The 20,943-nt window shown below is 64.2% G+C and carries 18 protein-coding genes, 1 tRNA gene and 1 pseudogene; 12 read left to right on the top strand and 8 right to left on the bottom strand.

The genetic code is table 11. The features are described 5' to 3' along the window. Nucleotides 1–60 precede the first annotated feature (60 nt). The gene (locus FOY51_RS24495) at nt 61–1,029 is read right to left on the bottom strand and encodes a 13E12 repeat family protein (RefSeq protein ID WP_149432900.1); all 969 of its coding nucleotides are present in this window, start codon (nt 1,027–1,029) and stop codon (nt 61–63) included. A 130-nt stretch (nt 1,030–1,159) separates the two neighbouring features. Here FOY51_RS24495 and FOY51_RS24490 point away from each other — a divergent pair. The 4 genes from FOY51_RS24490 (at nt 1,160) to FOY51_RS24475 (ending at nt 3,197) form a co-directional block, all read left to right on the top strand. Then, nucleotides 1,160–1,230: transfer RNA gene (locus FOY51_RS24490), tRNA-Cys, on the top strand. Between the two features lie 174 nt (nt 1,231–1,404). Continuing rightward, on the top strand, nt 1,405–2,481 hold the full coding sequence (locus tag FOY51_RS24485) for a M4 family metallopeptidase (RefSeq protein WP_149432899.1): 1,077 nt from the start codon (nt 1,405–1,407) through the stop codon (nt 2,479–2,481). 4 nt (nt 2,482–2,485) lie between these two features. Beyond that, complete coding sequence (locus tag FOY51_RS24480) at nt 2,486–2,794, top strand: protealysin inhibitor emfourin (protein ID WP_149432898.1); 309 nt, start codon at nt 2,486–2,488, stop codon at nt 2,792–2,794. A 64-nt stretch (nt 2,795–2,858) separates the two neighbouring features. Then, nucleotides 2,859–3,197 carry a helix-turn-helix domain-containing protein gene (locus FOY51_RS24475; RefSeq protein WP_149432897.1) on the top strand — a complete coding sequence of 113 codons (339 nt, stop codon included), beginning with the start codon at nt 2,859–2,861 and terminating at the stop codon, nt 3,195–3,197. Nucleotides 3,198–3,201: 4 nt separating this feature from the next. Here FOY51_RS24475 and FOY51_RS24470 read toward each other — a convergent pair whose 3' ends face one another. From FOY51_RS24470 to FOY51_RS24455, 4 genes are all read right to left on the bottom strand, one after another. Continuing rightward, nucleotides 3,202–3,789: a ClpP family protease gene (locus tag FOY51_RS24470; protein WP_149432896.1), complete on the bottom strand. Its 588-nt coding sequence runs from the start codon at nt 3,787–3,789 to the stop codon at nt 3,202–3,204. A 4-nt stretch (nt 3,790–3,793) separates the two neighbouring features. Then, nucleotides 3,794–4,402: a ClpP family protease gene (locus FOY51_RS24465; RefSeq protein WP_149432895.1), complete on the bottom strand. Its 609-nt coding sequence runs from the start codon at nt 4,400–4,402 to the stop codon at nt 3,794–3,796. Nucleotides 4,403–4,466: 64 nt separating this feature from the next. Then, on the bottom strand, nt 4,467–5,372 hold the full coding sequence (locus FOY51_RS24460; protein WP_149432894.1) for an SMP-30/gluconolactonase/LRE family protein: 906 nt from the start codon (nt 5,370–5,372) through the stop codon (nt 4,467–4,469). Between the two features lie 33 nt (nt 5,373–5,405). Continuing rightward, nucleotides 5,406–6,731, bottom strand: a complete 1,326-nt coding sequence (locus tag FOY51_RS24455; protein WP_149432893.1) for a DNA cytosine methyltransferase — start codon at nt 6,729–6,731, stop codon at nt 5,406–5,408. Nucleotides 6,732–6,822: 91 nt separating this feature from the next. Between FOY51_RS24455 and FOY51_RS24450 the strand changes: the two genes are divergently transcribed. Then, nucleotides 6,823–7,650, top strand: a complete 828-nt coding sequence (locus FOY51_RS24450; RefSeq protein WP_149432892.1) for an NADPH-dependent oxidoreductase — start codon at nt 6,823–6,825, stop codon at nt 7,648–7,650. Between the two features lie 13 nt (nt 7,651–7,663). On the opposite strand, the gene FOY51_RS24445 is transcribed toward FOY51_RS24450, so the two are convergent. Further along, nucleotides 7,664–8,287, bottom strand: a complete 624-nt coding sequence (locus FOY51_RS24445; RefSeq protein ID WP_149432891.1) for a hypothetical protein — start codon at nt 8,285–8,287, stop codon at nt 7,664–7,666. A gap of 163 nt (nt 8,288–8,450) precedes the next feature. On the opposite strand from FOY51_RS24445, the gene FOY51_RS24440 reads away from it, so the two are divergent. The 7 genes and pseudogenes from FOY51_RS24440 to FOY51_RS24410 all read left to right on the top strand — a co-directional run bounded on the left by FOY51_RS24440 (nt 8,451) and on the right by FOY51_RS24410 (nt 18,549). Beyond that, complete coding sequence (locus FOY51_RS24440) at nt 8,451–9,200, top strand: response regulator transcription factor (RefSeq protein ID WP_149432890.1); 750 nt, start codon at nt 8,451–8,453, stop codon at nt 9,198–9,200. Further along, entirely contained in the window at nt 9,178–10,731 is a 1,554-nt protein-coding gene (locus FOY51_RS24435) for a sensor histidine kinase (protein ID WP_149432889.1), read from the top strand. Before FOY51_RS24440 ends, FOY51_RS24435 begins: the two co-directional genes overlap by 23 nt. A gap of 31 nt (nt 10,732–10,762) precedes the next feature. Continuing rightward, entirely contained in the window at nt 10,763–12,649 is a 1,887-nt protein-coding gene (locus FOY51_RS24430) for an ArnT family glycosyltransferase (RefSeq protein ID WP_371830485.1), read from the top strand. Next, the gene (locus tag FOY51_RS24425) at nt 12,646–13,890 is read left to right on the top strand and encodes a glycoside hydrolase family 27 protein (RefSeq protein ID WP_149432887.1); all 1,245 of its coding nucleotides are present in this window, start codon (nt 12,646–12,648) and stop codon (nt 13,888–13,890) included. The genes FOY51_RS24430 and FOY51_RS24425 overlap by 4 nt, the downstream gene beginning before the upstream one ends. 50 nt (nt 13,891–13,940) lie before the next feature. Next, nucleotides 13,941–15,190 (top strand): annotated as a pseudogene (locus tag FOY51_RS24420) (glycosyltransferase). A 34-nt stretch (nt 15,191–15,224) separates the two neighbouring features. After that, complete coding sequence (locus tag FOY51_RS24415) at nt 15,225–17,093, top strand: glycosyltransferase family 39 protein (RefSeq protein WP_149432886.1); 1,869 nt, start codon at nt 15,225–15,227, stop codon at nt 17,091–17,093. 64 nt (nt 17,094–17,157) lie between these two features. Next, nucleotides 17,158–18,549 (top strand): metallophosphoesterase, encoded by a 1,392-nt coding sequence (locus FOY51_RS24410; protein WP_235916706.1) that lies wholly within the window; start codon nt 17,158–17,160, stop codon nt 18,547–18,549. On the opposite strand, the gene FOY51_RS24405 is transcribed toward FOY51_RS24410, so the two are convergent. Beyond that, a complete protein-coding gene (locus FOY51_RS24405) occupies nt 18,546–19,694 on the bottom strand; it encodes a sulfotransferase family protein (protein ID WP_149432885.1) in 1,149 nt (382 codons plus the stop codon). The genes FOY51_RS24410 and FOY51_RS24405 overlap by 4 nt on opposite strands. Before the next feature lie 28 nt (nt 19,695–19,722). Next, on the bottom strand, nt 19,723–20,889 hold the full coding sequence (locus FOY51_RS24400; protein ID WP_149432884.1) for a hypothetical protein: 1,167 nt from the start codon (nt 20,887–20,889) through the stop codon (nt 19,723–19,725). Between the last annotated feature and the right edge of the window lie 54 nt (nt 20,890–20,943).

Genomic DNA, 20,943 nt, shown 5'->3' with positions numbered 1-20,943 from the left:
CAACAAGTTCCTCGGCCAGCTGCACCACTGCCTGCAAACCGGCCGGCTCTACGACGAACATCAGGCGTTTCCACCTCCTTCCGAGCTCGCGGCTTGACATTTAGCTTCGTGAGATGTCTTTCGTAGTTCTGTTTTCGTGTCCGAGTCCAGGCGTTGTTTGACCCAATGCCGCGCGATGCCGGCCGGGATCGGCCCGTAGCCGTCTACATGTGCGGAGTCCGTGCCGTCACCGAAGAGGCATTCATCGGAGATCACCAGGTTCACCGTGATCGGTGGGCCCACCACCGTGCTCGTTCCGGTGACTCTCTCGACGAGAAGATCGGCCATGATTTGCGACCTGGTCCGCTCGTCGCCGATTGCTCGCAAACTGTCCGCATCCCGGCCCAGAATTGCTTGGATCGCGACCGCCTGATCCACCGGCAGCAGGGCGTTGACGTACGCCATGGTGTCCGGTGCCGGCCTGGTGGTGACCCGACGGTCACCGACGGCTTTGCTGGCCCGCTTGACCATCGCTTCGGCATCACGCCGGGCCGCATGTTCCCGCACTTTCGCCGTCAACGCCCGATCACCCAACCCGTCGAGCGTGGTCGGGTCGGCGCAGAGTTCGGCATCGATGCCGGTGCGGTCCTCACGGTCCAAACATGCGGTTTCGCGGACCAGGATCGTGGCCCGCCATTCGTTTAGTAGGCCGCGCTCCAAGAGGCTGAGGGTGTGCGGCATATGCACCATGGCCTGGGCAAATCCCAGATGCTGACTGCCGCGACTCGGCGAATCTCGCCGTGCCAGAGCGATTTCCGACGCGATTCCGCGGTTGCTTCGATACTTGGGAACTCCCGCCGCCGCGCGCCGGGCGATCCGAGACGCTTCGAAATCGGCTGCCTGTTTGGCTTGCGCCGCGCAACACGCGGCTTTCACATCTTCGAGCGCACGCAACATATCGATGCGTACCGAATCGTCGACATCTCGATCGATCCCACTCAACCACCCGACCAACGCAGCAACCCCCGCCGCATCAACCTTCTCAATCACCCCTGTATCGAACATGCATTCGAGACTACTCCGGGGGTACGACACGCACTGGAGTCCGGAGAGCCGCTGCAAATCATCGTGATCGAAACTGTGGATCGGCCGAGCGCTCCGCGGGACAGTATTGATCGATGCGGGTGTGGCTGAGAGGCTAGGCACCGGCCTGCAAAGCCGTTTACACGGGTTCGAGTCCCGTCACTCGCTCAATCGCGATAGCCGTGCGCACGGCTGGACGCTTGTACTTGCTCTCGATTCCTGCTCTGGCTATTCAGGTCGAGTAGTGCGCCACTCACGCCTTTGGCTCCAGGACTGCCGAACATGGTTGGCACGGTCCGACATCCGAGGCGGACACGAATCCTGGAGCGAAAGAAGGACCCGATGTCCACCGAACGAAATTCACTCGCCTGCATACTCCCGCCCGACCTACTTGCCCGTGCAACGCGAGGTATGGCGGCCAAGGAGCGACTCGTCGCTCTCGAGACCTTGAACGTCGATCACACCTTCCGGCAGGCCCGCGCCGAGGCGGCAGGTCGACAAGGTGCCCGGGCACCCCAGACGCTCGCGGCGGCGGCCGGAGGTGCACCGCAGCGCAGGATCTACGACCAACACCACTCCGAAGACGGTGCGCGGGGCGACCTGGTGCGCAGTGAAGGGCAGCCTCCCGTTGCTGACCGTTCCGTCAACCAGGCCTACGACAATTTCGGCGCCACCTACAACCTGTATTGGGATGTGTTCCATCGTGATTCGATCGATGGACAGGGTCTGACGATCAACGGCATGGTCCACTTCGGCACCGCCTACAACAACGCGTTCTGGGATGGCCAGGGCCACATGTACTTCGGCGACGGTGACGGCAAGATGCTCACGGACACAACCAAATCGCTGGACGTGGTTGGCCACGAGTTGACGCACGGCGTGACCCAGAACGAGGCCAACCTGATCTACTCCGGCCAATCGGGGGCGCTGAACGAATCGATCTCGGACGTGTTCGGTTCGCTGGTGAAGCAGTACGCGCTTCACCAGAGCGCCGCTACCGCGAACTGGTTGATCGGCGAGGACATCGTCGGACCGCTGCTGTTGCCCGCCCTCCGATCGATGAAGGCGCCAGGTACGGCGAACAAGTACGACAACCAGCCGGCCGACATGACGAAGTACGTCCGAACGGCGTCCGACAACGGTGGCGTGCACGCCAACTCGGGCATCCCCAACCATGCGTTCTACGTCGTCGCAACAACTCTCGGCGGCAACGCGTGGGATTCGGCAGGAACGATTTGGTACGAGTCGCTGAGCGACGCCGCACTCAAGCCGAACGCGACGTTCTCCGCATTCGCTGAGATCACCGTTCGGCAGGCTCGGGTTCGATTCGGCGCAACGAGCACCGAAGTCGACGCCGTGCGCGCGGGCTGGGACGCGGTCAAAGTACCTGTTCGCGCGGCGGCGTCGGCACTAGTCTGACGCTGTGCCGAACACCTCTGTGCATGTCGAATTCCGCCGCGGCGGCGGCCTGGTCGGATTGGTCATGGTTGCGAGCGCTGACTCGGCCGATCTGCCACCCGATCAGGCCGCAGTGGCGGCGTCCCTCCTCGAAACGCAAGGTTCCGAGTCGCCGACCTCTCCCGCTGCGCCGGATCGATTCACGTACGAGTTGACCGTGACTGGAGCTGGCAAATCCAGCCAGTATCGGTGGGCAGAAACGCAGGTCCCCGAAGCGGTCCGCCCGTTGGTGGCCACCTTGGATGCAAAGGCCGTCCCTGCACCGCCCGGCTGACGGCACCATTCGCTCTCGGTGAACGTCCGATCCCGCAGACTCCAGATCTGGAATACTCGTCGATATGGACGCTCGCCCGAAGCTGACGTTGGTGAAGGACCCCGAACAGGGTGCCGAACCACAGCCTGCGCCGCTGGTCCGCGAGCTGTACGGTCGCGTTCTGCGTGAAGAGCGGCTCGACCAGGATCGCAGCCTCGAAGACGTGGCCGGCGAGGTCGGGATGTCCAAGCAGTACCTGTCGGAGATCGAACGGGGCAAGAAGGAACCGTCGTCGGAGATCCTTCGGTCGGTGTGCGATGCCCTCGGTCTCCCGCTCGAACATCTGTTGATCCGCTCCGGCCGCAGGGTCGGGGCCGTCAGCCGTCGACCTTCTTGGGGCGTACCGACCCTGCGCGCCGCTTGAGCTGCTAACCGCCTGCGACCAGCGAATCGGCCAATCCGTAATCGATGGCCTCCTGAGCTGTGAAGATCCGATCCCGATCGGTGTCCTTGCGCAGGCGCTCCACGGTCTGGCCGGTGTGCTTGCTGAGGATGTTCTCCGTCTCCGAGCGCACCCGCATGATCTCCGCGGCCTGCAAGGCCAGATCGGATATGGTGCCGGACCCCTGTGTGGACGGTTGATGCAGCAGCACGCGGGAATGCGCGAGGACGTGACGATGCCCCGTGGTACCTGCGGCGAAAAGCACTGCGGCAGCTGACGATGCCTGCCCCATGCAATATGTCGCAATGGTCGGCTTCATGAATTGCATCGTGTCGTAGATGGCGAGCATCGCCGTTGTCGAACCGCCGGGGGAGTTGATGTAGAGCGCAATCTCCTGCTCGGCGTTGTCGGCTTGCAGATGCAGCAACTGGGCCATGATGACGTTGGCGACACCGTCGTCGATTTCGGTGCCCAGGAATACGATTCGCTCGTTGAGCAGCCTGCTGAAGATGTCGAAGGAGCGTTCACCCGCCGGGGTCCGCTCGATAACGTTGGGAATCGTGTATTGCGACATGGCTTTACAGTCCAATCCTGGGCGAGTTGGTGTGCGGCGCAATCTCCGCGAACGACGACACGATGCGGTCGACGATCCCGTACTCGCGCGCCTGCTCGGCTGTGAACCAACGATCGCGATCGCTGTCCGTGGCAATTTCCTCGACAGTCCGGCCGGTCTCGGCGGCGATGATCTCCTGCGATTGCCGCTTCATGAGATCGAGGCTCTCGGCCTGGATTGCGATGTCGACCGCGGTGCCGCCGATGCCCGCCGAGGGCTGGTGCATCATGATCCTGCTGTGCGCCAGACTGATTCGTTTGCCATGAGTCCCCGAGCAGAGCAGTACCTGTCCCATGCTGGCGGCGAATCCCATTGCGACGGTGACGACGTCGTTGGGAATCACCTTCATGGTGTCGTAGATCGCGAGTCCGGCGAAGACCGATCCGCCGGGGGAGTTGATGTAGACGACGATGTCCCGCTTGGGATCGGCGGCGGCCAGAAGTACCAACTCGGAGCAGGCGCGTTCGGCCATCGCGTCGTCCACCTCACCGGTCAGGAGGACGGTGCGTTGGCGAAAGAGTCTGTCCGCCAAAAGGTCGCGGTAGTTCAGGTCGGGCGGTGCGGCTGTAGTCATGACTCATTACTACCGGCGATTCGCCGCCGCATCCCCGATTGTCTGCTGTAGGCAGACGGGCCGATCAGTTCAGAACGACGCGCAATACTCGGCCACTCTCGGTTCCGACCAACATCTCCTTATCGGAGCCGGGCGTGAAGACCGCAGAGGTCATCGGCTCACCGACCACGACCGTGCACGTGCTTCCGTCGCTGGGATCGACACGGACGAGGCGGCCGACCGCGGTGGTCACGTAGAGCATCCCGTCCGGTGCGACAGCCATGTCGTCGGGAAGGGTAGGGACGGGAAGGACTGCCGGTGTCAGTTGCGCAAGAACTGATTTGGACGACGGTGCGCCGATCGGAATTCGGTATACCTCGCCGGTCATGCTGCTGATGACCGACGTAATCACATCGTCGCCGAGAACGGCAACGCCGTTGACACCGAATAGCTTCGCTTGATCGGACCAGGCTCGGTCGATGGTTCCGTTGGGCAGTACCCGGAATATCCCGGCCAATTCGTCGGCGACGTAGAGGTTGCCTGCCGAATCGAATGCCGCACCGTTCGCGATGCCCTGACCGGACACCACCGGCCGCGGTACCGGAGCAGGAGCTGTCGGATCGAACCGCACCACGCCGCTCGGCTGGTGCGTCACGATGTTGAAGGTGCGGTTGCCGGTCACTGCGTACATCAGTCCGTCCGGGCCCACACGCAGAGCGCCTGGCGCGTCGATCGGGACGGATGCCGTGACGTGTCCCGACGGGTCGTAGCGCACCACCCTGTCGCGTGAAATTCGTGACACCCACAGGTTGCCCTGCCGGTCGTAGGTGAGATTCTCCGACCAATCCATGAGACTCGACGTCGGAATCGCCGTCGTCACCGACGCCGGGGAACACGAGACCGGCTGTGCAGCAGCGGAAGCAGGCGCGAACAGCCCGGCCGCGACCAGGGCAACGAGAATAGTGAGGGGTCGAATCGGGATCTTCGACATGAGTACCTCATCGCCTCGGTATGTGCCGCGAGGTTACTCGCGATCGGTCGACGATCGGAGTATTTCGACCAGGTGTCCAGCCAACACCTGCGCCAACGCGGGCGGCACCGCGTTGCCGATCATGGTGCGAATCGCCCCCCATTTACCGTCGAAAACGTAGTCGTCCGGAAATGTCTGGATTCGCACGGCTTCGCGGACGGTCAACGATCGGGTGTGGGTCGGATGGACATTGCGCGACGCCGAGATCATGCCGAACGTGGTGCCGATGGTCGAGGCAGGCTCGTCCCAGCGCAGCCGTTTGTAGGTGGTGTTGTAACCGGACGGTGGTCGCAGCGCCGGATCGTCGTTGTCGTGCGCCGACATGCCTTCCGGTACATCGCGCAACCAGCGGAGAACGTGCTCGGGATGCTCGACTGCCCAGTGCAGCGGATCGCCGTCACTCGCCTGCCCCGATTCCAGTGGCGCCAAATCCGCTGTCGCATCGCGAAAAGTGCGGCGCGTAGCCGTGCCGTGCGTCGGCGCAGGAAAGCGGACGGGCGCAATTCCGAGCCGCGCGTCGGTGGCGACGATGAACACTCGTTCCCGGAACTGCGGCACGCCGTAGTCCTGCGCGTTCACCACGTTGACTGTCGCGTCATATCCATGCTGCGACATCTCGCCGACTATTCGATCGATCACCAACCCACCACCGGGGTCTTTCATGCTGAGCAACAGTCGCACGTTCTCCATCACGACGAACGACGGCCGCACCAGATCGGCGAGGCGGAGCAAGCCGGTGAACAACTGGTTTCGAGGGTCGTTCGGATCGCGCTTACCCGCCAGACTGAAACCCTGACATGGCGGCCCACCTGCAAGGATGTCGATCTGGACGCCGTCGAGCAGGGACGAGACGCGATCTTCGTCGAGTTCGCGAATGTCGCTCCCGACGCAACGTGCCTGCGGAAAGTTGCGTCCGAACGTCGCGCGGGCAGCGGGAACCACCTCCAGGTAGCCCTCGATGGCACACCCGGCCATTCGGAAACCTTCGGCCATCCCACCGCAGCCGGAAAACGCCGTCAGGACCCCCGGCGCCCCGACCGGAGGATCGTCGACCGACCTGACCGTGACGATCGGCCGGGCAGGCATGCGGCGCCGCCGGCCTGCATATCCGCTCGGGCGCTTGGTGACAGGTACGTACGTCGTTTCCAGTTCCGCCAACGCGGTCAGGACCTTCCGTGCACTCGCGGCCCGAGGCGCGGACCGCTCCAGCTCCCAACTCGACAGCAACGCGGAGGAGACGCCCGCGAGGCGGGCGAACCGATATTGGCTGATCCCGACCGAGAGTCGCCGCGCGCGCAGCTCGGAACCCGGAATGGCCATTGCTCTTCTCTACCAGGCGAACAGCGGAGAAAACGATCACGACGGGTCTAACTGTTCAACTTTCGTGAATTCTTCAGTTCAATCGACCACCATGACGACCGCAGCGATTCGGCCCACAACGCCTCTGCAACAGCGATATCGCGACGCCGACATCGCCGAGCCGGACCGATGGAATCCGGTGCTGGAGACGATTCACAACCACCGGTCCGTACGTCACTACCTGGACGAGGATGTCTCGGACGCCACCGTTCAGCTGCTTGTGTCGGCCGCCCAGTCGGCGGCGACATCGTCGAATCTGCAGACATGGAGCGTGATCGTCGTTCGAGACGAGGCGCGCAAATCGCGGCTTGCGACCTTGGCGGGCAATCAGACTCACATCGTCGACGCACCAGTGCTTCTGGTGTGGACCGCGGACTTCGCGCGGTTGCGTCAACTCGCCGCCGACAACGCCGTTCCGCTCGACGGCGCCGACTACCTCGAGTCCAGCTACGTCGGGGTGATCGACGCGGCTCTGGCAGCGCAGAACGCGGTGACAGCTGCCGAATCCTTGGGATTGGGAACAGTATTCATCGGTGCCATTCGCAATCACCCCGAAGAGGTTGCAGCCGAACTGGAGTTGCCGCCGCACGTCTTCGCTGTCTTCGGATTGGTTGTCGGACAGCCCGATCCGGTAGCGGGCTCCTACATCAAGCCGCGCCTACCGCAGCAAGCGGTATTGCACGAAGAGACGTACCGACTGGAACCGCAGCGTGAGCACGTCGCGACATATGAGCAGCGTATCGGCGACTTCTATGCGGAGCAGCATCTCGAGCACTCATGGAAGGCGCGAGTACTGGCCAGGCTCGCATCGCCGGCCAGTCTCAGCGGCAGGCACCGCCTGCGGGAGCAGCTCGCGAATCTCGGGTTCCCGCTGCGGTGAGGCGGCGACCTACCTAGTTACCGGGCAGGCTCGGCGGCTGGCCGCCCTGCATGCCGCCACCCTGCATGCCGCCCTGCATGCCGCCCTGCTGTGTCCCGCCTTGCTGCCTGCCACCCTGCTGTCCACCACCAGCGGCCGAGCCTTCGTTGATCTGCGTGACTGTCGCGTTGCCGTTCGTGACGGTGGCGCGAATGGACGCCGTGTCGCCGACTGCCAACGAGTTCGCGGAGGTATTGCCGGAAATGGTGTACGTATGCGAGTAGCTGTCAGCACTCTGCGCTGTCACTGACGTCGCGGAAATCGCGGTGACAGTGCCGGTTTGCGTCAGTTCGGTCGTGTAGCCGCCGTCGCCGTCGGAGACAACGAACTCGCCATGCAGCGAGTTGGTAGCTCCGCCGCCCATCATCATTCCGCGGCCGCCGCCGGGGCCGCCGAAACCGCCACCGGGGCCACCCATGGTGTTGGAGCCACCGCTGGTCGCCGCATAGATGGCTGCGCCACCGCCCGCTGCGATCACGGCAGCGACGCCCGCCGCTGCGATGGTCTTCTTCGTCGACCAGGCATTGGGCGCAGGCGGCTGAGGTGCTCCCCAGGTGGGCTCGGCGGTGGGCGGTACCTGCTGTTGGGTGGGGTTCATTCGGTTCTCCTTGGACACAGAGGTTCGGTTGCTGTGGACCACTCTCGAGCCTGAACATGTGTGTGAGCTGTGCGGAAACACAGGATCGGGTATGTCCACGTTTCACAGGTGACACATAGAAATCGCACAGTGGGCGCCCAGTGACCGTGCACATAATGAGTTCATGACAGCACCGCAGCGAGCCACCTCGAACGCCGAACGAGTCGTCATGCGCAGAGCGGACGGCGATCCCATCGGCGTACTCGTGGTCGACGACGAGCCGGTGTTGGCCGAGATGGTCTCCATGGCTTTGCGGTACGAGGGCTGGAACATATCGACGGCAGGCGACGGTGCCAGCGCCGTTGCGCAGGCACGCGAGTTCCGTCCCGACGTGGTGGTGCTGGACGTGATGCTGCCGGACATGAGTGGCCTGGAGGTGCTGCGCAAACTGCGTGAGCAGATCCCGCATCTGCCGGTGCTGCTGTTGACGGCCAAAGACTCGGTGGAGGATCGCATCGCCGGACTCACCGCAGGCGGCGACGATTACGTCACCAAGCCCTTCAGTCTGGAAGAAGTGGTGCTGCGGCTGCGCGCGCTGCTGCGCCGTACCGGTGTAACCACGGATACCAGTGGCGCTCAGATCGTGGTCGGGGACCTGGTGCTCGACGAGGACAGCCATGAGGTGACGCGTGACGGCGAGCCGATCACGCTGACGTCCACCGAGTTCGAGCTGCTGCGCTTCATGATGCGCAATCCCAAACGGGTACTCAGCAAAGCCCAGATCCTGGACCGCGTCTGGAGCTACGACTTCGGCGGCCGATCCAACATCGTCGAACTCTACGTCTCCTATCTGCGCAAGAAGATCGACAGTGGACGCGAGCCGATGATCCACACGATGCGTGGCGCCGGATATGTCCTCAAGCCCGCCCGCTGACAAGAGGCGCGCGTGGTCACCCGGTGCGTGGTCGCTGCGGGCCCGCCTGTTGGTAGGGCAGATAGTGCTGCTCGCGGTGGTGTCCGTGGTGATCGGCACCGTGACGACGCTTGCGCTGCAACAGTTTCTGATCCATCAACTCGACGACCAGCTGATCGACGCAGGCCACCGGTCTGTCGCTATGTCGGGCGGGATGCCGCCGCCCGGATTTCCGGCCGGTGATCGCCGCCAGCACACGCCTGTTGCCGGTCCCGGACCCGACTTCCTCGATGCCCCAGGCCAACCGCCCGGAACCGTAGGTGCGATCGTGACCGGCGGAACCGCGACGGATGCCGGTGTGCTGACCATCAGCGGATCCCGCGCAGCGCTGAGTGCCGCGGCCGAGCAGCAACTCGACGGATTGCCTGCGGACAGCCGACCGCACACCCAGAATCTCGATGGCCTCGGCAGCTATAGGTTGATCGCGACGCAGACCCAGAAGGGCGACGTGATCGTGACGGGTCTGTCGTTGTCGACGGTGAACGACACCTTGGTCCGAGTCGCGACGATCTTCGCTGTCGTTGCGGTACTGGCACTGCTCGCCGCGATCACGGCGGGAATTCTCATCATCAGGCGCGCGCTGCACCCGCTGACCAGAGTGGCCGCCACCGCGGGCCAGGTTGCCGACCTACAACTAGATCGTGGCGAGGTGGAGCTGCCCGTCCGAGTCTCGGCTGCGGACACCAATCCACGCACCGAGGTGGGACAACTCGGAATCGCGTTGAACCGCATGCTCGATCACATTGCCGGTGCGCTGTCCGCGCGGCAGGCGAGTGAGACTCGGGTGCGGCAGTTCGTGGCGGACGCCAGCCACGAGCTGCGGACCCCGCTCACTGCGATTCGCGGGTACGCCGAACTGGCACAACGCGATCAGCACGCCGTTCCGGAACAGGTCGCGCATGCAATGGGTCGTGTCGAATCGGAAGCGCAGCGGATGACGAGTCTGGTGGAGGACCTTCTGCTCCTCGCCCGACTGGATTCGGGTCGACCGCTCGAACACGAACATGTGGACCTGTCGTTGCTCGCGGTCGATGCGGTCAGCGATGCCCATATCGCCGGGCCGGATCATGAGTGGAACCTCGACCTGCCCGACGAACCGGTCATGGTGGTCGGCGACTCGGCCCGACTCCATCAGGTCCTCTCCAACTTGCTCGCCAACGCACGAACTCACACGGGCGCAGGAACTTCCGTGACCACGTCAATCACGCTGGGCGCGCAGAACACCGCTGTCCTCACAGTGGTCGACAACGGCCCCGGAATCCCGCCCGACCTTCTGGGCGACGTCTTCGAACGATTCGCCCGCGGCGACACCTCGCGCTCCCGCAAGGCAGGCAGCACCGGCCTGGGGCTCGCTATCGTGAGTGCAGTCGTGAAGGCGCACAACGGAACCATTGCGGTGCGCAGCGTTCCCGGGCGCACCGAATTCACGGTCCAGCTGCCTGCGGCGACTACCGATGTGCAGTCACAGCGCACGCATAGCAGCGACAAATGATGCGTCCAGGTTGGGCAGGAACGATCGAGTGGTGACTTCAACAGTTCTCGAACGCGACACCTCGACGTCGACTTCTGACAAATTGCAGCGCCGTCCTCGCGCCATCGATTGGCAGCGCGCCGGATTCTGGGGCCTGCTCGCGGCGACGGCAGTGCTCTACCTGTGGGGACTCGGGTCCAACGGGTGGGCCAACAGCTTCTATTCTGCTGCCGTGCAGGCGGGTTCGTCGGACTGGAAGGCGATGCTATTCGGCTCCAGCGACGCGGCCAACGCCATCACCGTGGACAAGACGCCTGCGGCGTTGTGGGTCATGGACATTTCCGCGCGGCTGTTCGGTTTCAACGCGTGGAGCGTCCTGGTGCCGCAGGCGTTGGAAGGTGTTGGCGCAGTAGCGCTGCTGTACGCCGTGGTTCGTCGCGTTGCCGGTCCGGGAGCGGGCCTGATCGCAGGCAGCGTCCTCGCACTCACACCGGTTGCCGTTCTGATGTTCCGATTCGACAACCCAGATGCGCTGTTGGTGTTGCTACTCGTAGCTGCCGCTTACTGCGTGATGCGAGCGGTCGAGAAGGACAGCAGCGGTTGGTGGTTGCCACTCGCCGGCGCAGCTGTCGGGTTCGGATTCCTCGCCAAGATGATGCAGGCCTTCCTGGTTCTGCCGGTGTTCGTCGCGGTTTACCTGCTTGCCGGTCATTCGCCGCTGCGTCGCCGGATTGCGTATCTGTTCGGCGCGCTTGCGGCGATGATCGCGGCGGGTGGCTGGTTCATCGCGGTGGTGGCGTTGTGGCCTGCGGGTTCACGTCCTTACATCGGCGGATCGCAGGAGAACAGCATTCTCGAACTTGCGTTGGGCTACAACGGCGTCGGCCGCCTCACCGGTGACGAGACGGGTGGCCTCGGCAACCTCAACCAGGACGTCGGCTGGGGCCGCCTGTTCGGAAGCGACATGGGCGGCGACATCTCGTGGCTGCTCCCCGCCGCCGTGATCGCAATTCTTGCAGCGCTCGTCATCACCCGTCGCGCTCCGCGCACCGACGTGACGCGAGCCGCTCTCGTCCTGTGGGGTGGATGGCTGTTGGTGACCGGCGTGGTGTTCAGCTACGCGGCCGGAATTGTGCACGGCTACTACACCGTTGCGCTCGCTCCCGCGGTCGCAGGTGGCCTCGGCGTAGGTGCCGTGGTGTTGTGGCGCAGACGCTCCGAGCTCTGGGTGAGTACGGCGCTGGCCGGGATGGTGTTGGTGACCACCGTATTGAGCTGTGTTCTGCTGGCACGAAATTCGGACTGGCAGTCGTGGCTTCGGCCTACGATTGCAGTAGTCGGAGTCTTTGCAGCCCTCGGCATCCTGTTCGTCGGACGACTGAACGAGCATGCGGCAAAGGCTGTGCTGGCGGCGGCGCTTGCGGTGTGTCTGGCGGGACCCGCCGCCTCCTCGATTGCAACGGCATCCACCGGGCACAGCGGCGCTATTCCGTCAGCGGGCCCCAGCTCGTCCGGAATGGGTATGGGACGACCACCCGGTGGTGATGGTGGCGGCCACGGCGGTGGCATGGGTGGCTTGCTGGGAACGGTCGATGTCGGGTCGCAGCTGTCAGCCGCCCTCACGACAGACGCCGACCAATTTACCTGGGCCGCAGCAACTATCGGCTCCAACAACGCCGCAGGCTATCAGCTGGCGAGTCGGGAGCCGATCATGGCGGTCGGCGGTTTCAACGGCACCGATCCAGCTCCGACGCTAGCCCAGTTCCAGGAGGACGTGAGCGCACACCGAATCCACTATTTCCTCGGCGGCGAGATGATGGGTGGCATGCGATCCGGTTCCAGCGGTAGCCAGGACGCCTCCGCAATCGCTGCCTGGGTTGCCGCAAACTACACGTCCAGCACGATCGACGGCGTCACCGTCTACGACCTGTCCACGTGATCGGACGCGCAAAGGGGGCCGGCGTTGCGGCGGTGCTCGCCGCAACGCTCGCCGTCTCGACTGCGTCCGATCTGCCGGCTGTCGCCGACACCGGCCCAGCGATCGCCGGGGTTGCGGCGTTGCCGCCGCTGGGCTGGAACAGCTGGAACACGTTCGGCTGCAACATCGACGAGACCGTGATCGAGCACGCCGCCGACGCCATGGTCGCGTCGGGGATGCGCGACGCCGGCTACGACTACGTGGTTGTCGACGATTGCTGGTACAGCCCGCAGCGCGCGCCGGACGGGCAGCTGCAAGCCGATCCGACGCGCTTTCCCTCCGGCATGGCCGCGCTCGCCGACTACGTGCACGCGCGGGGGCTGAAGTTCGGCATCTACGCGGGCGCGTCCGATCGCACGTGTGCTCAGCTTGGCGGTGCGTACCCCGGCTCGACAGGCAGCGAGGGCTACGAAGCGATCGACGCCGCGACCTTCGCGAGTTGGGGAGTCGACTACCTCAAGTACGACTGGTGCTCCACCGACTCGTCGACCACCCGTCAGCAGGCAGCGTTCACCGCCATGCGGAATGCATTGCGCGCGACCGGAAGACCGATCGTCTACAGCATCAATCCCAACAGTGGGGTAGCGGGGACGCCGCCGGGCGCCACCTACGACTGGTCGCACATCGCCACCATGGCACGCACCACGAACGATGTGAGCCCAGCCTGGACCACGCTGTGGGGCGAAGCGGGCCCGCTCGGCGTGCTCGACATCCTCGATACCCATGCACCGACTGCCGGAGGCGACGAAGCGGGCTGGTGGGCCGACCCCGACATGCTCGAAGTCGGCGTTCCCGGTCTGACGCCCGCCGAGGAGCGGACCCAGTTCGCGACGTGGGCCATGATGTCGGCGCCGCTCATCGCGGGCAACGATCTCGACGACATGTCGGCCGCAACCCGCGCGGTACTGACCAATCCCAGAGTGCTTGCGGTGGATCAGGATACGGCGGCGCGGCCACCGCGGTCACTGCCCAACGATCCGCAGATCCGGGTGAAGGCCTTGGCCGACGGATCGATTGCGGTGAGCTTCACCAATACCGCCGACTCGGCTCGACAGATGACGATCACAGCTACGCAGATCGGCCTCCCCAGCTACGTCGTCGAAGACCTGTGGACGGGCACTCGACGCGACGGTGCCGGCGCGCTGAGCATCGACGTTGCGCCGCACGACACCGCCATCGTGCGCATCGCCCCGCATTCATAGGCGGCGCATAGCTTCCACAAACAGCGGACACAAGGTAGCCCGCGAATATCATGGACATGACCGCAACAGCACTCGACACCCCAGTCATTCGACGCCACTCCGATGTTGCAGCGACGGCCCGTGAACTCGGTGTCCCGGTGCTGGACGTGGTGGTGCCCGTCTACAACGAACAAGCCGCACTGGTGGATTCGATCACCCGGCTGCGCAAGCACCTGATCGACGAGTTTCCGTACTCGTTCCGCATCACCATCGCGGACAACGCGAGCATCGACGCAACCCCCAAGATCGCGGCCGTGTTGGCAGAAAGATGGCCCGAGGTCGAGTCGGTGCGGCTCGAGCAGAAGGGCCGCGGCCGGGCCTTGCACGCGGTGTGGTCCGAATCCGACGCACCGATCCTCGCGTACATGGACGTGGACCTGTCCACCGATCTGGCCGCACTCGCGCCGCTCGTGGCGCCGCTGATCTCCGGCCACTCGGACCTTGCCATCGGAACTCGGCTGAGCCGCGGGTCCGGGTGGTGCGTGGCGCGAAGCGGGAGGTGATCTCGAGGTGCTACAACGCGATTCTGCGCTCTACGTTGTCAGCCCGATTCTCGGATGCCCAGTGCGGTTTCAAGGCAATTCGCGGCGACGTCGCGCAACGCCTACTTCCCCATGTCGTCGACACCGGCTGGTTCTTCGACACCGAACTGTTGGTGCTCGCCGAGCGGAGTGGATTGCGGATTCACGAGGTGCCCGTCGACTGGGTCGACGATCCGGACAGCCGTGTCGACATCGTCGCGACCGCAACAGCCGACCTGAAGGGCGTAGCGCGGCTGATGAAAGGGTTCGCGACCGGTGCTATTCCCGTCAATGCGATTGCCGCGCAACTTACCCCGGTGAGTTCGACTGCAGGTAGTTCGCCGCGACTGCTGCGCCAGCTGGTGCGATTCGGCGCGATCGGCGTTGTCAGCACGGCGGCGTATCTGCTGCTGTTCCTGCTCCTGCACAGTTCGCTCGGCGCGCAGGCCGCAAACTTGATGGCGCTGCTCGTCACGGCCGTCGCCAATACGGCGGCCAACCGGCGCTTCACCTTCCGCGTTCGCGGCCGCACCGGCGCCGCCCGCCATCAGGTCGAAGGTCTCGTCGTCTTCGGGCTCGGGCTGGCACTGACAAGCGGCTCGCTCGCCCTGTTGCATGTCGTATCGAGTCCGCAACGCGGAGTCGAACTTGCAGTGCTGGTCGTTGCGAACCTGGTTGCCACCGCACTGCGCTTCGTTCTCCTGCGCGGCTGGGTATTTCACCCGCGCCGCTCGTCCTGACACCAACCCTCGCTCTCGATAATCAAGGAACTCCATGACACTCACAGCCGAACCACGACATCGAGCCATGCCCGAACCCAAACCACCTGTCCCCGAATCGAAGTGGCGACCGCGCCAGGAGTTGGCCGCTCTCGCCACGCTGTTGACCGCCACAGCGGTGCTGTACCTCTGGGGACTCAGCGCATCCGGCTGGGCAAACGACTTCTACGCCGCTGCTGTGCAGGCCGGTACGCAGAGTTGGAAGGCGTTGCTGTTCGGATCGTTAGACTCCGGCAACGCCATCACCGTCGACAAGCCGCCCGCCGCGATGTGGGTGATGGGCCTGTCCGGCAGGCTGTTCGGCTTCAGCTCGTTCTCGATGCTGCTTCCGCAAGCCTTGATGGGCGTCGGCTCGGTTGCGCTGCTGTACTCGGCGGTGCGCCGCTGGAGCGGTGCCGGTGCGGGATTGCTCGCGGGATCAGTACTGGCGCTGACTCCCGTTGCCGCACTGATGTTCCGCTTCAACAACCCCGATGCCCTGCTGGTGCTGCTGCTGGTCGCTGCTGCGTATTGCACGGTGCGGGCGACCGAATCAGGGAGCACACGGTGGTTGGCACTCGCAGGCGCGGCGGTCGGCTTCGGGTTCCTGACGAAGATGATGCAGGCGTTCCTGGTGGTTCCCGCCTTCGGCCTGATGTTCCTGGTGGCAGCGCCGCTGACGTTCTGGAGCCGCATCCGTAGCCTGCTCGTCGCGCTCGCGGCAACGGTGATCTCCGGTGGTTGGTTCGTCGCCCTGGTGAGCCTGTGGCCCAGCGCATCTCGCCCGTACATCGGTGGATCAACCGACAATAGCCTGCTCGAACTTGCCTTGGGCTACAACGGCCTCGGTCGCGTTCTCGGCGGTTCCGGCAACGGCGGCGGGGGAGGCGGTGGTGGCAACACGATGTTCGGCGGCAGCACCGGCATCACCCGGCTGTTCGGTATGTCGTTCGGCACCGAGATTTCCTGGTTGCTTCCTGCCGCCTTGATCGGACTGATCGGCGGGCTGTGGTTCACCCGTCGGACACCGCGCACCGGCCGGATTCGGGCCGCACTCCTACTGTGGGGCGGCTGGCTGATCGTCACGGGAATCGTGTTCAGCTTCATGAAAGGCACTGTCCACCCGTACTACACGGTCGCATTGGCACCCGCGATCGCCGCCCTGGTCGCGATCTCGGTGCGCGAGCTGTGGCGTGGCAAGCAGTTCCTGTCGGTGCGCATCACGTTGGCTGCGATGTCCGCGGGCACCGGAATCTGGAACTTCATCCTGCTCGATCGCACGGCGGACTGGTTCCCGGCCCTGCGCTGGGTGATTCTGGTGGGCTCGATCATCGTCTCCGCGGTGCTGGTGGTCGGCGGTCATCAGTTGCGCAGGTACACGTCGGTACTTGCCATCGCCGGGCTGCTCTTCGGCCTTGCGGGCACCACGGCTTACGCGGTCGAGACTGCTGCGCATGCGCACACCGGCTCCATCCCGACGTCCGGACCTGCCACGGGTGGTATGGGTGGCATGGGCGGCGGACCTGGCAGGTCGGAGGGCAACGATGCCGCTCTGGAGTCCTTGCTCGAGAACACCGACAGCCGTTGGGCAGCCGCCACTGTCGGCTCGATGACGGCAGGGCCCCTCGAGCTGAGTACCGGCACATCCATCATGGCGATCGGCGGGTTCACCGGATCCGACGATTCCCCGACGCTCGTCCAGTTCGAGCAGTATGTCGCCGATGGGCAGGTCAAGTACTTCATCGCGGGGAACGGCATGGGTGGCGGACCTGGCGGTGGCTCGGGCACCAGCAGCGAGATCAGCACCTGGGTCACGCAGCACTTCGCGGCGCAGACTGTCGGCGGGTCCACGGTGTACGACCTGAGTTCACCGACCAGCTCCTGAGATCGGTCGTATGCTGCTGGGCATGGGCTGCTGCGGACCGTCACGGCGCAGGATTCTCGGCATCATGGCAGCAACGGCGTTTCTTCCGATGATGGGCGCGGCGCGGGCAACTCCCGCCCGCGCCCAGTCGGAGCCCATGATCGCGTCCGACCTCGAAGTCGTCACCGTGACAGCCACATCCGTGATCGTCACCTGGACCACCGTCTCGCCGACACGCGTCGACCAGGTCGGCAGACCGTTTCCCCTCGACGCTGACACCGAGTTGCGACTTGCCCCGGCCGACGGGACCGGACCGCCGAAGCAGGTGTTCCACGACGCGACGCCGACACCGTTCCACTACGCCGAAGTGCACGGTCTCGAACCGGGCAGACCGTATCGGTTCGAGGCATACTCCGACGGTGTTCGTGCGGTCACCTCCGGATCGGCGACGTCCGGACCGAACACGCCCGAGACGACGGGTCGAATCACTGTGCTCGTTCCGCCACCCGGCAGGCACCTGCGAACGATCGCGCTCTCCAACGACGTTCACTACGGCGAACAGGTGAGCGGGCTGGTGGTGGGCGGGTTGCCGCCCGGCTACAGCCAAGATCCAGGGCTGCCTCCGTACCCCGAGGTGATGTTGACGGCGATGCTCGACGATCTTCGCAAAGACGATCGCAGAGCCGATCATCTCGTGGTGGCCGGTGACCTGACCAGCGAAGCGTCGCAAGCGGATTCGCAGACGGTGCGGTCGAGTTTGGACTCGTGGGGCACCCTGGGAACGGACTATTTCGTGAGCCGCGGCAATCACGATCGTCCGCACGTCGGCGCCGACTATGCGCAGTGCCGGCCGGTGCCACAGGCTCTCGATCATCACGACTGCTGGGGTGAATCCTTCGTCGAGCGGCAGCGGTTGCTCGCCTACGAACTCGGGGGCTTGCGACTGCTTGGCCTCGACACCACCGAGATGGACGGATCGGGTGGTTCGATCGAGCCGGACCAAATGGCGGCGATCCGTGCCGAACTCCAACGCGACACCGACCGCCCGACGTTGGTGTTCGGTCACCATCCGGTGACGTTCGAGTCGGCGATCACCAACCTGTCCGGGCCCGGATTCGTTCTGAACCGCGGTGATTCGAGCGAACTGCAGAAGCTCTACGTCGATGCGCCCGGCGTCTTCTTCCATCACAGCGGTCATACCCACCGCAACAAGCGAACGAAATCGGATACCTCGGCAGCCGTCGAGTTCCTAGAAATCGGTGCTGTGAAGGAGTATCCCGGCGGATACACCCTGCTGAGCATTTACGAGGGCGGCTACATGGTCAACTTCTACAAGACCCGGTCCGACCTCGCCCGGCGATGGAGTACCCGCAGCCGAGGCGAATTCTTCGGTCTGTTCCCCGAGTATGCGTTCGGGTCGTTGGAGGACCGCAACCACGTTGTGGCACGCGACTTCTCGGGGCTGCTACCGGCTTAGCCGCGAGGGAAATCGGCGAAGCGCTCGTCGACTTCTTCGCCGGTGAGACCGAAGTCTTCGAGTGTGTATGTGTGCGACGGCTTTCTGTCACCAGTTCGGCTTTCGGCATGGATCTCCGCCATCGACGACTCCGCGGCTGCGGAGAGTGGCAGGTCGAAATGGCGGTAGATCTCGTCGACCGTGCCGAGCGGATTCGCCACGAAGTCTGCAAAGTCGACATCGATGAACTGGGCCGGATCGTAGCGACGGCGAGCGGCGGTGAAGGTTGCGAGACCTCGGCTCCACAGATCCATTTGGCTGCGTCCGATCACGTTGCCGCGGAAGGTGTTCGACCAGCCCGCCGTCGCTTGTTCCGAGAGGCTGCACGCCGACGAGATCGCCGTGCGGGGCGGACGGTGCGTCTGGATCACCAGAGCGTCCGGATACACGGCCATCAGCTCGTCCAAGGCGACGAGGTGGCTGGGGTTCTTGAGAACCCACCGTCGATCTCGATCGGGCAGTCCGATCAATTGCAAGTTGCGGCGATGACGCTGGTACGCGTCGGTCCAGTTCTGTTGAGCGAGCCAGGAGGAGTAGGTGGGCACGTAGCCGAGCGATTCGTAGGACACCGACTTCGATGTCTGTCGCAGCAGCTGCCAGCATTCCTCCACCTCGCCTGCCGACATGTAATGCACACCCATGAACTCGGGGTTCTCGACATGGTGCTTGCTGTAGCCGGCCTCGATGCGCTGATAGATCGGATTGGTTTCCCAGGTGTCACGCGGAGGACGTGGCTGCGGAAACTCGGAGAGCCACAGCTCCAAACCCTGGTGCGCGGGATCGGCGGCGAGCAGGCGATGCAACGCCGTGGTACCGGTGCGGGGGAGGCCGGTGACGAAGATCGGCCGCTCGATGCTCACGTCGGCGTGTTCGGGATAGCGGGCGAAGGCCGCCTCGCTCAGCGCGCGTGCCATCACCGCACCACGAAGGAACGCTCGCGAATACTTGATGCCCAGCGGAGTCAGGTTCGCATCGCGTTTGTACGAGTCGAGCAGCACCTCGAGGCCCTCGAGATAGTCGGTGTCACCGAAGTCGGTGAGGCCCGTGATCTTGGTGGCGGACTCGTGCAGATCGGCGACAGTGCCGACCGTGGTGCGTTCGGTCATGAGGTGCGGTACCTGTCTCGTAGCGCGATCAGCCGAGCATACGGTCGGCGACAGCGGCTCGCCGGGTGGCGATTCGGTTTGCAAAGTCCTGCGGACTGATGACGTTGTTGTGGTGGAACGGAAGCGAGTCGGCAATTCGGTCGTGGTCGACCACCGCGACCGACGGACCGTCGACGGCAGTCAGCTCGCGATTGACACGTTGCCAACGGAATTGCAGGTATCCGCGTGCGTGCCCGATCGTGTCGATCCAGTTGGTGATTCCAGGATTTCGGGCGCAGACGACCAGTCGGATCATGCCGTCCGGATCCACCTGCGACTGTGCGACGTTGAGAGAAGTCTGGTGGCCCACGTAGTCCAGCGAGATGTACCACATGCTGCCGAGTTGGAAGCTCTGGTAGGGAGCATCGGAGCGCGGGACGGTGATGATCATGGCCTGATCGTCACGCAAATCGTAGTGACCGGCGGACGAAAACTGGGTGGTCAATCCGCCGGGCGTCGATCGCGGTGGCGTCATCGTGTTGACCGGCAGGTTCAGATAGAACCACTCGGGAAACTTCAGCCACGTCTGCACTCGACTGACGAGAGAGCTTCCGGCCCTTGCGAATCGGCGCTCCACGTTCTGTGTCGTGAGCGGCGTGGTCGGCGTTCCAGCGGTATCGGCGCGCTCGATACGAATGGTGCCGCGCTGCTGATTCCAGTCGCTGTAGACCTCACGGACAACCAGTTGCGTCGACCCTGGAGCGAGCGTGAAGTGATTCGGTCGCCCGTTTGCGGCTTCGGGACCGAACGTTATCCGAAAGGTTCCGTCGGGCTCGATGTCGAATGCTCGATCGTCGAATGCGTTGACACTGCCCGGAACGTTGGCGTCGGTGTAGTTTCCGGTGAGTACCTGGAAGCTGAGATCGACTGTGGTACCACGTCTTCCGGTGACCACGTACTCTTCGTCGTCGCTGATCCGGGCACCGAAATACAGGGTGTCCGGGTTGTCGAGGCCCATTTTCATGTACGGACCGGTGCCTTGGATGAAGCTGGGATGCTCGCGTTCCGTCGCCCATGCCGCATGAACTGTCGCGAGGATTCCGCCTGCGAGGTACTGGTAGCCCTCCAGCAGGTCTTGCTCCGTCCGGATGTGCGGTGCGCCGGCAACCAGCTTCTCGGCTTCGGCGATCGATTCCGCGAGCGGATCCGTCAGCACGGGCAACTCCTAGTCGATCGTTGGGTCCAAATATGTACCCGTGTGGTAAACCTG

The sequence above is a fragment of the Antrihabitans cavernicola genome, assembly GCF_008297975.1.
GTDB lineage: Bacteria > Actinomycetota > Actinomycetes > Mycobacteriales > Mycobacteriaceae > Antrihabitans > Antrihabitans cavernicola.
Note: the sequence above shows the minus strand (reverse complement) of the source record. Positions and strands in the feature narration are given on the sequence as shown.

Bases quoted from the DNA above. Each gene is read 5' to 3' on its own strand.
- FOY51_RS24405 (WP_149432885.1), bottom strand. From the start codon at position 19,694: ATGACCGAACGCACCACGGTCGGCACTGTCGCCGATCTGCACGAGTCC.
- FOY51_RS24485 (WP_149432899.1), top strand. From the start codon at position 1,405: ATGTCCACCGAACGAAATTCACTCGCCTGCATACTCCCGCCCGACCTA.
- FOY51_RS24440 (WP_149432890.1), top strand. From the start codon at position 8,451: ATGACAGCACCGCAGCGAGCCACCTCGAACGCCGAACGAGTCGTCATG.
- FOY51_RS24410 (WP_235916706.1), top strand. From the start codon at position 17,158: ATGGCAGCAACGGCGTTTCTTCCGATGATGGGCGCGGCGCGGGCAACT.
- FOY51_RS24445 (WP_149432891.1), bottom strand. From the start codon at position 8,287: ATGAACCCCACCCAACAGCAGGTACCGCCCACCGCCGAGCCCACCTGG.
- FOY51_RS24455 (WP_149432893.1), bottom strand. From the start codon at position 6,731: ATGGCCATTCCGGGTTCCGAGCTGCGCGCGCGGCGACTCTCGGTCGGG.
- FOY51_RS24415 (WP_149432886.1), top strand. From the start codon at position 15,225: ATGACACTCACAGCCGAACCACGACATCGAGCCATGCCCGAACCCAAA.
- FOY51_RS24465 (WP_149432895.1), bottom strand. From the start codon at position 4,402: ATGACTACAGCCGCACCGCCCGACCTGAACTACCGCGACCTTTTGGCG.
- FOY51_RS24450 (WP_149432892.1), top strand. From the start codon at position 6,823: ATGACGACCGCAGCGATTCGGCCCACAACGCCTCTGCAACAGCGATAT.
- FOY51_RS24475 (WP_149432897.1), top strand. From the start codon at position 2,859: ATGGACGCTCGCCCGAAGCTGACGTTGGTGAAGGACCCCGAACAGGGT.
- FOY51_RS24435 (WP_149432889.1), top strand. From the start codon at position 9,178: ATGTCCTCAAGCCCGCCCGCTGACAAGAGGCGCGCGTGGTCACCCGGT.
- FOY51_RS24460 (WP_149432894.1), bottom strand. From the start codon at position 5,372: ATGTCGAAGATCCCGATTCGACCCCTCACTATTCTCGTTGCCCTGGTC.
- FOY51_RS24470 (WP_149432896.1), bottom strand. From the start codon at position 3,789: ATGTCGCAATACACGATTCCCAACGTTATCGAGCGGACCCCGGCGGGT.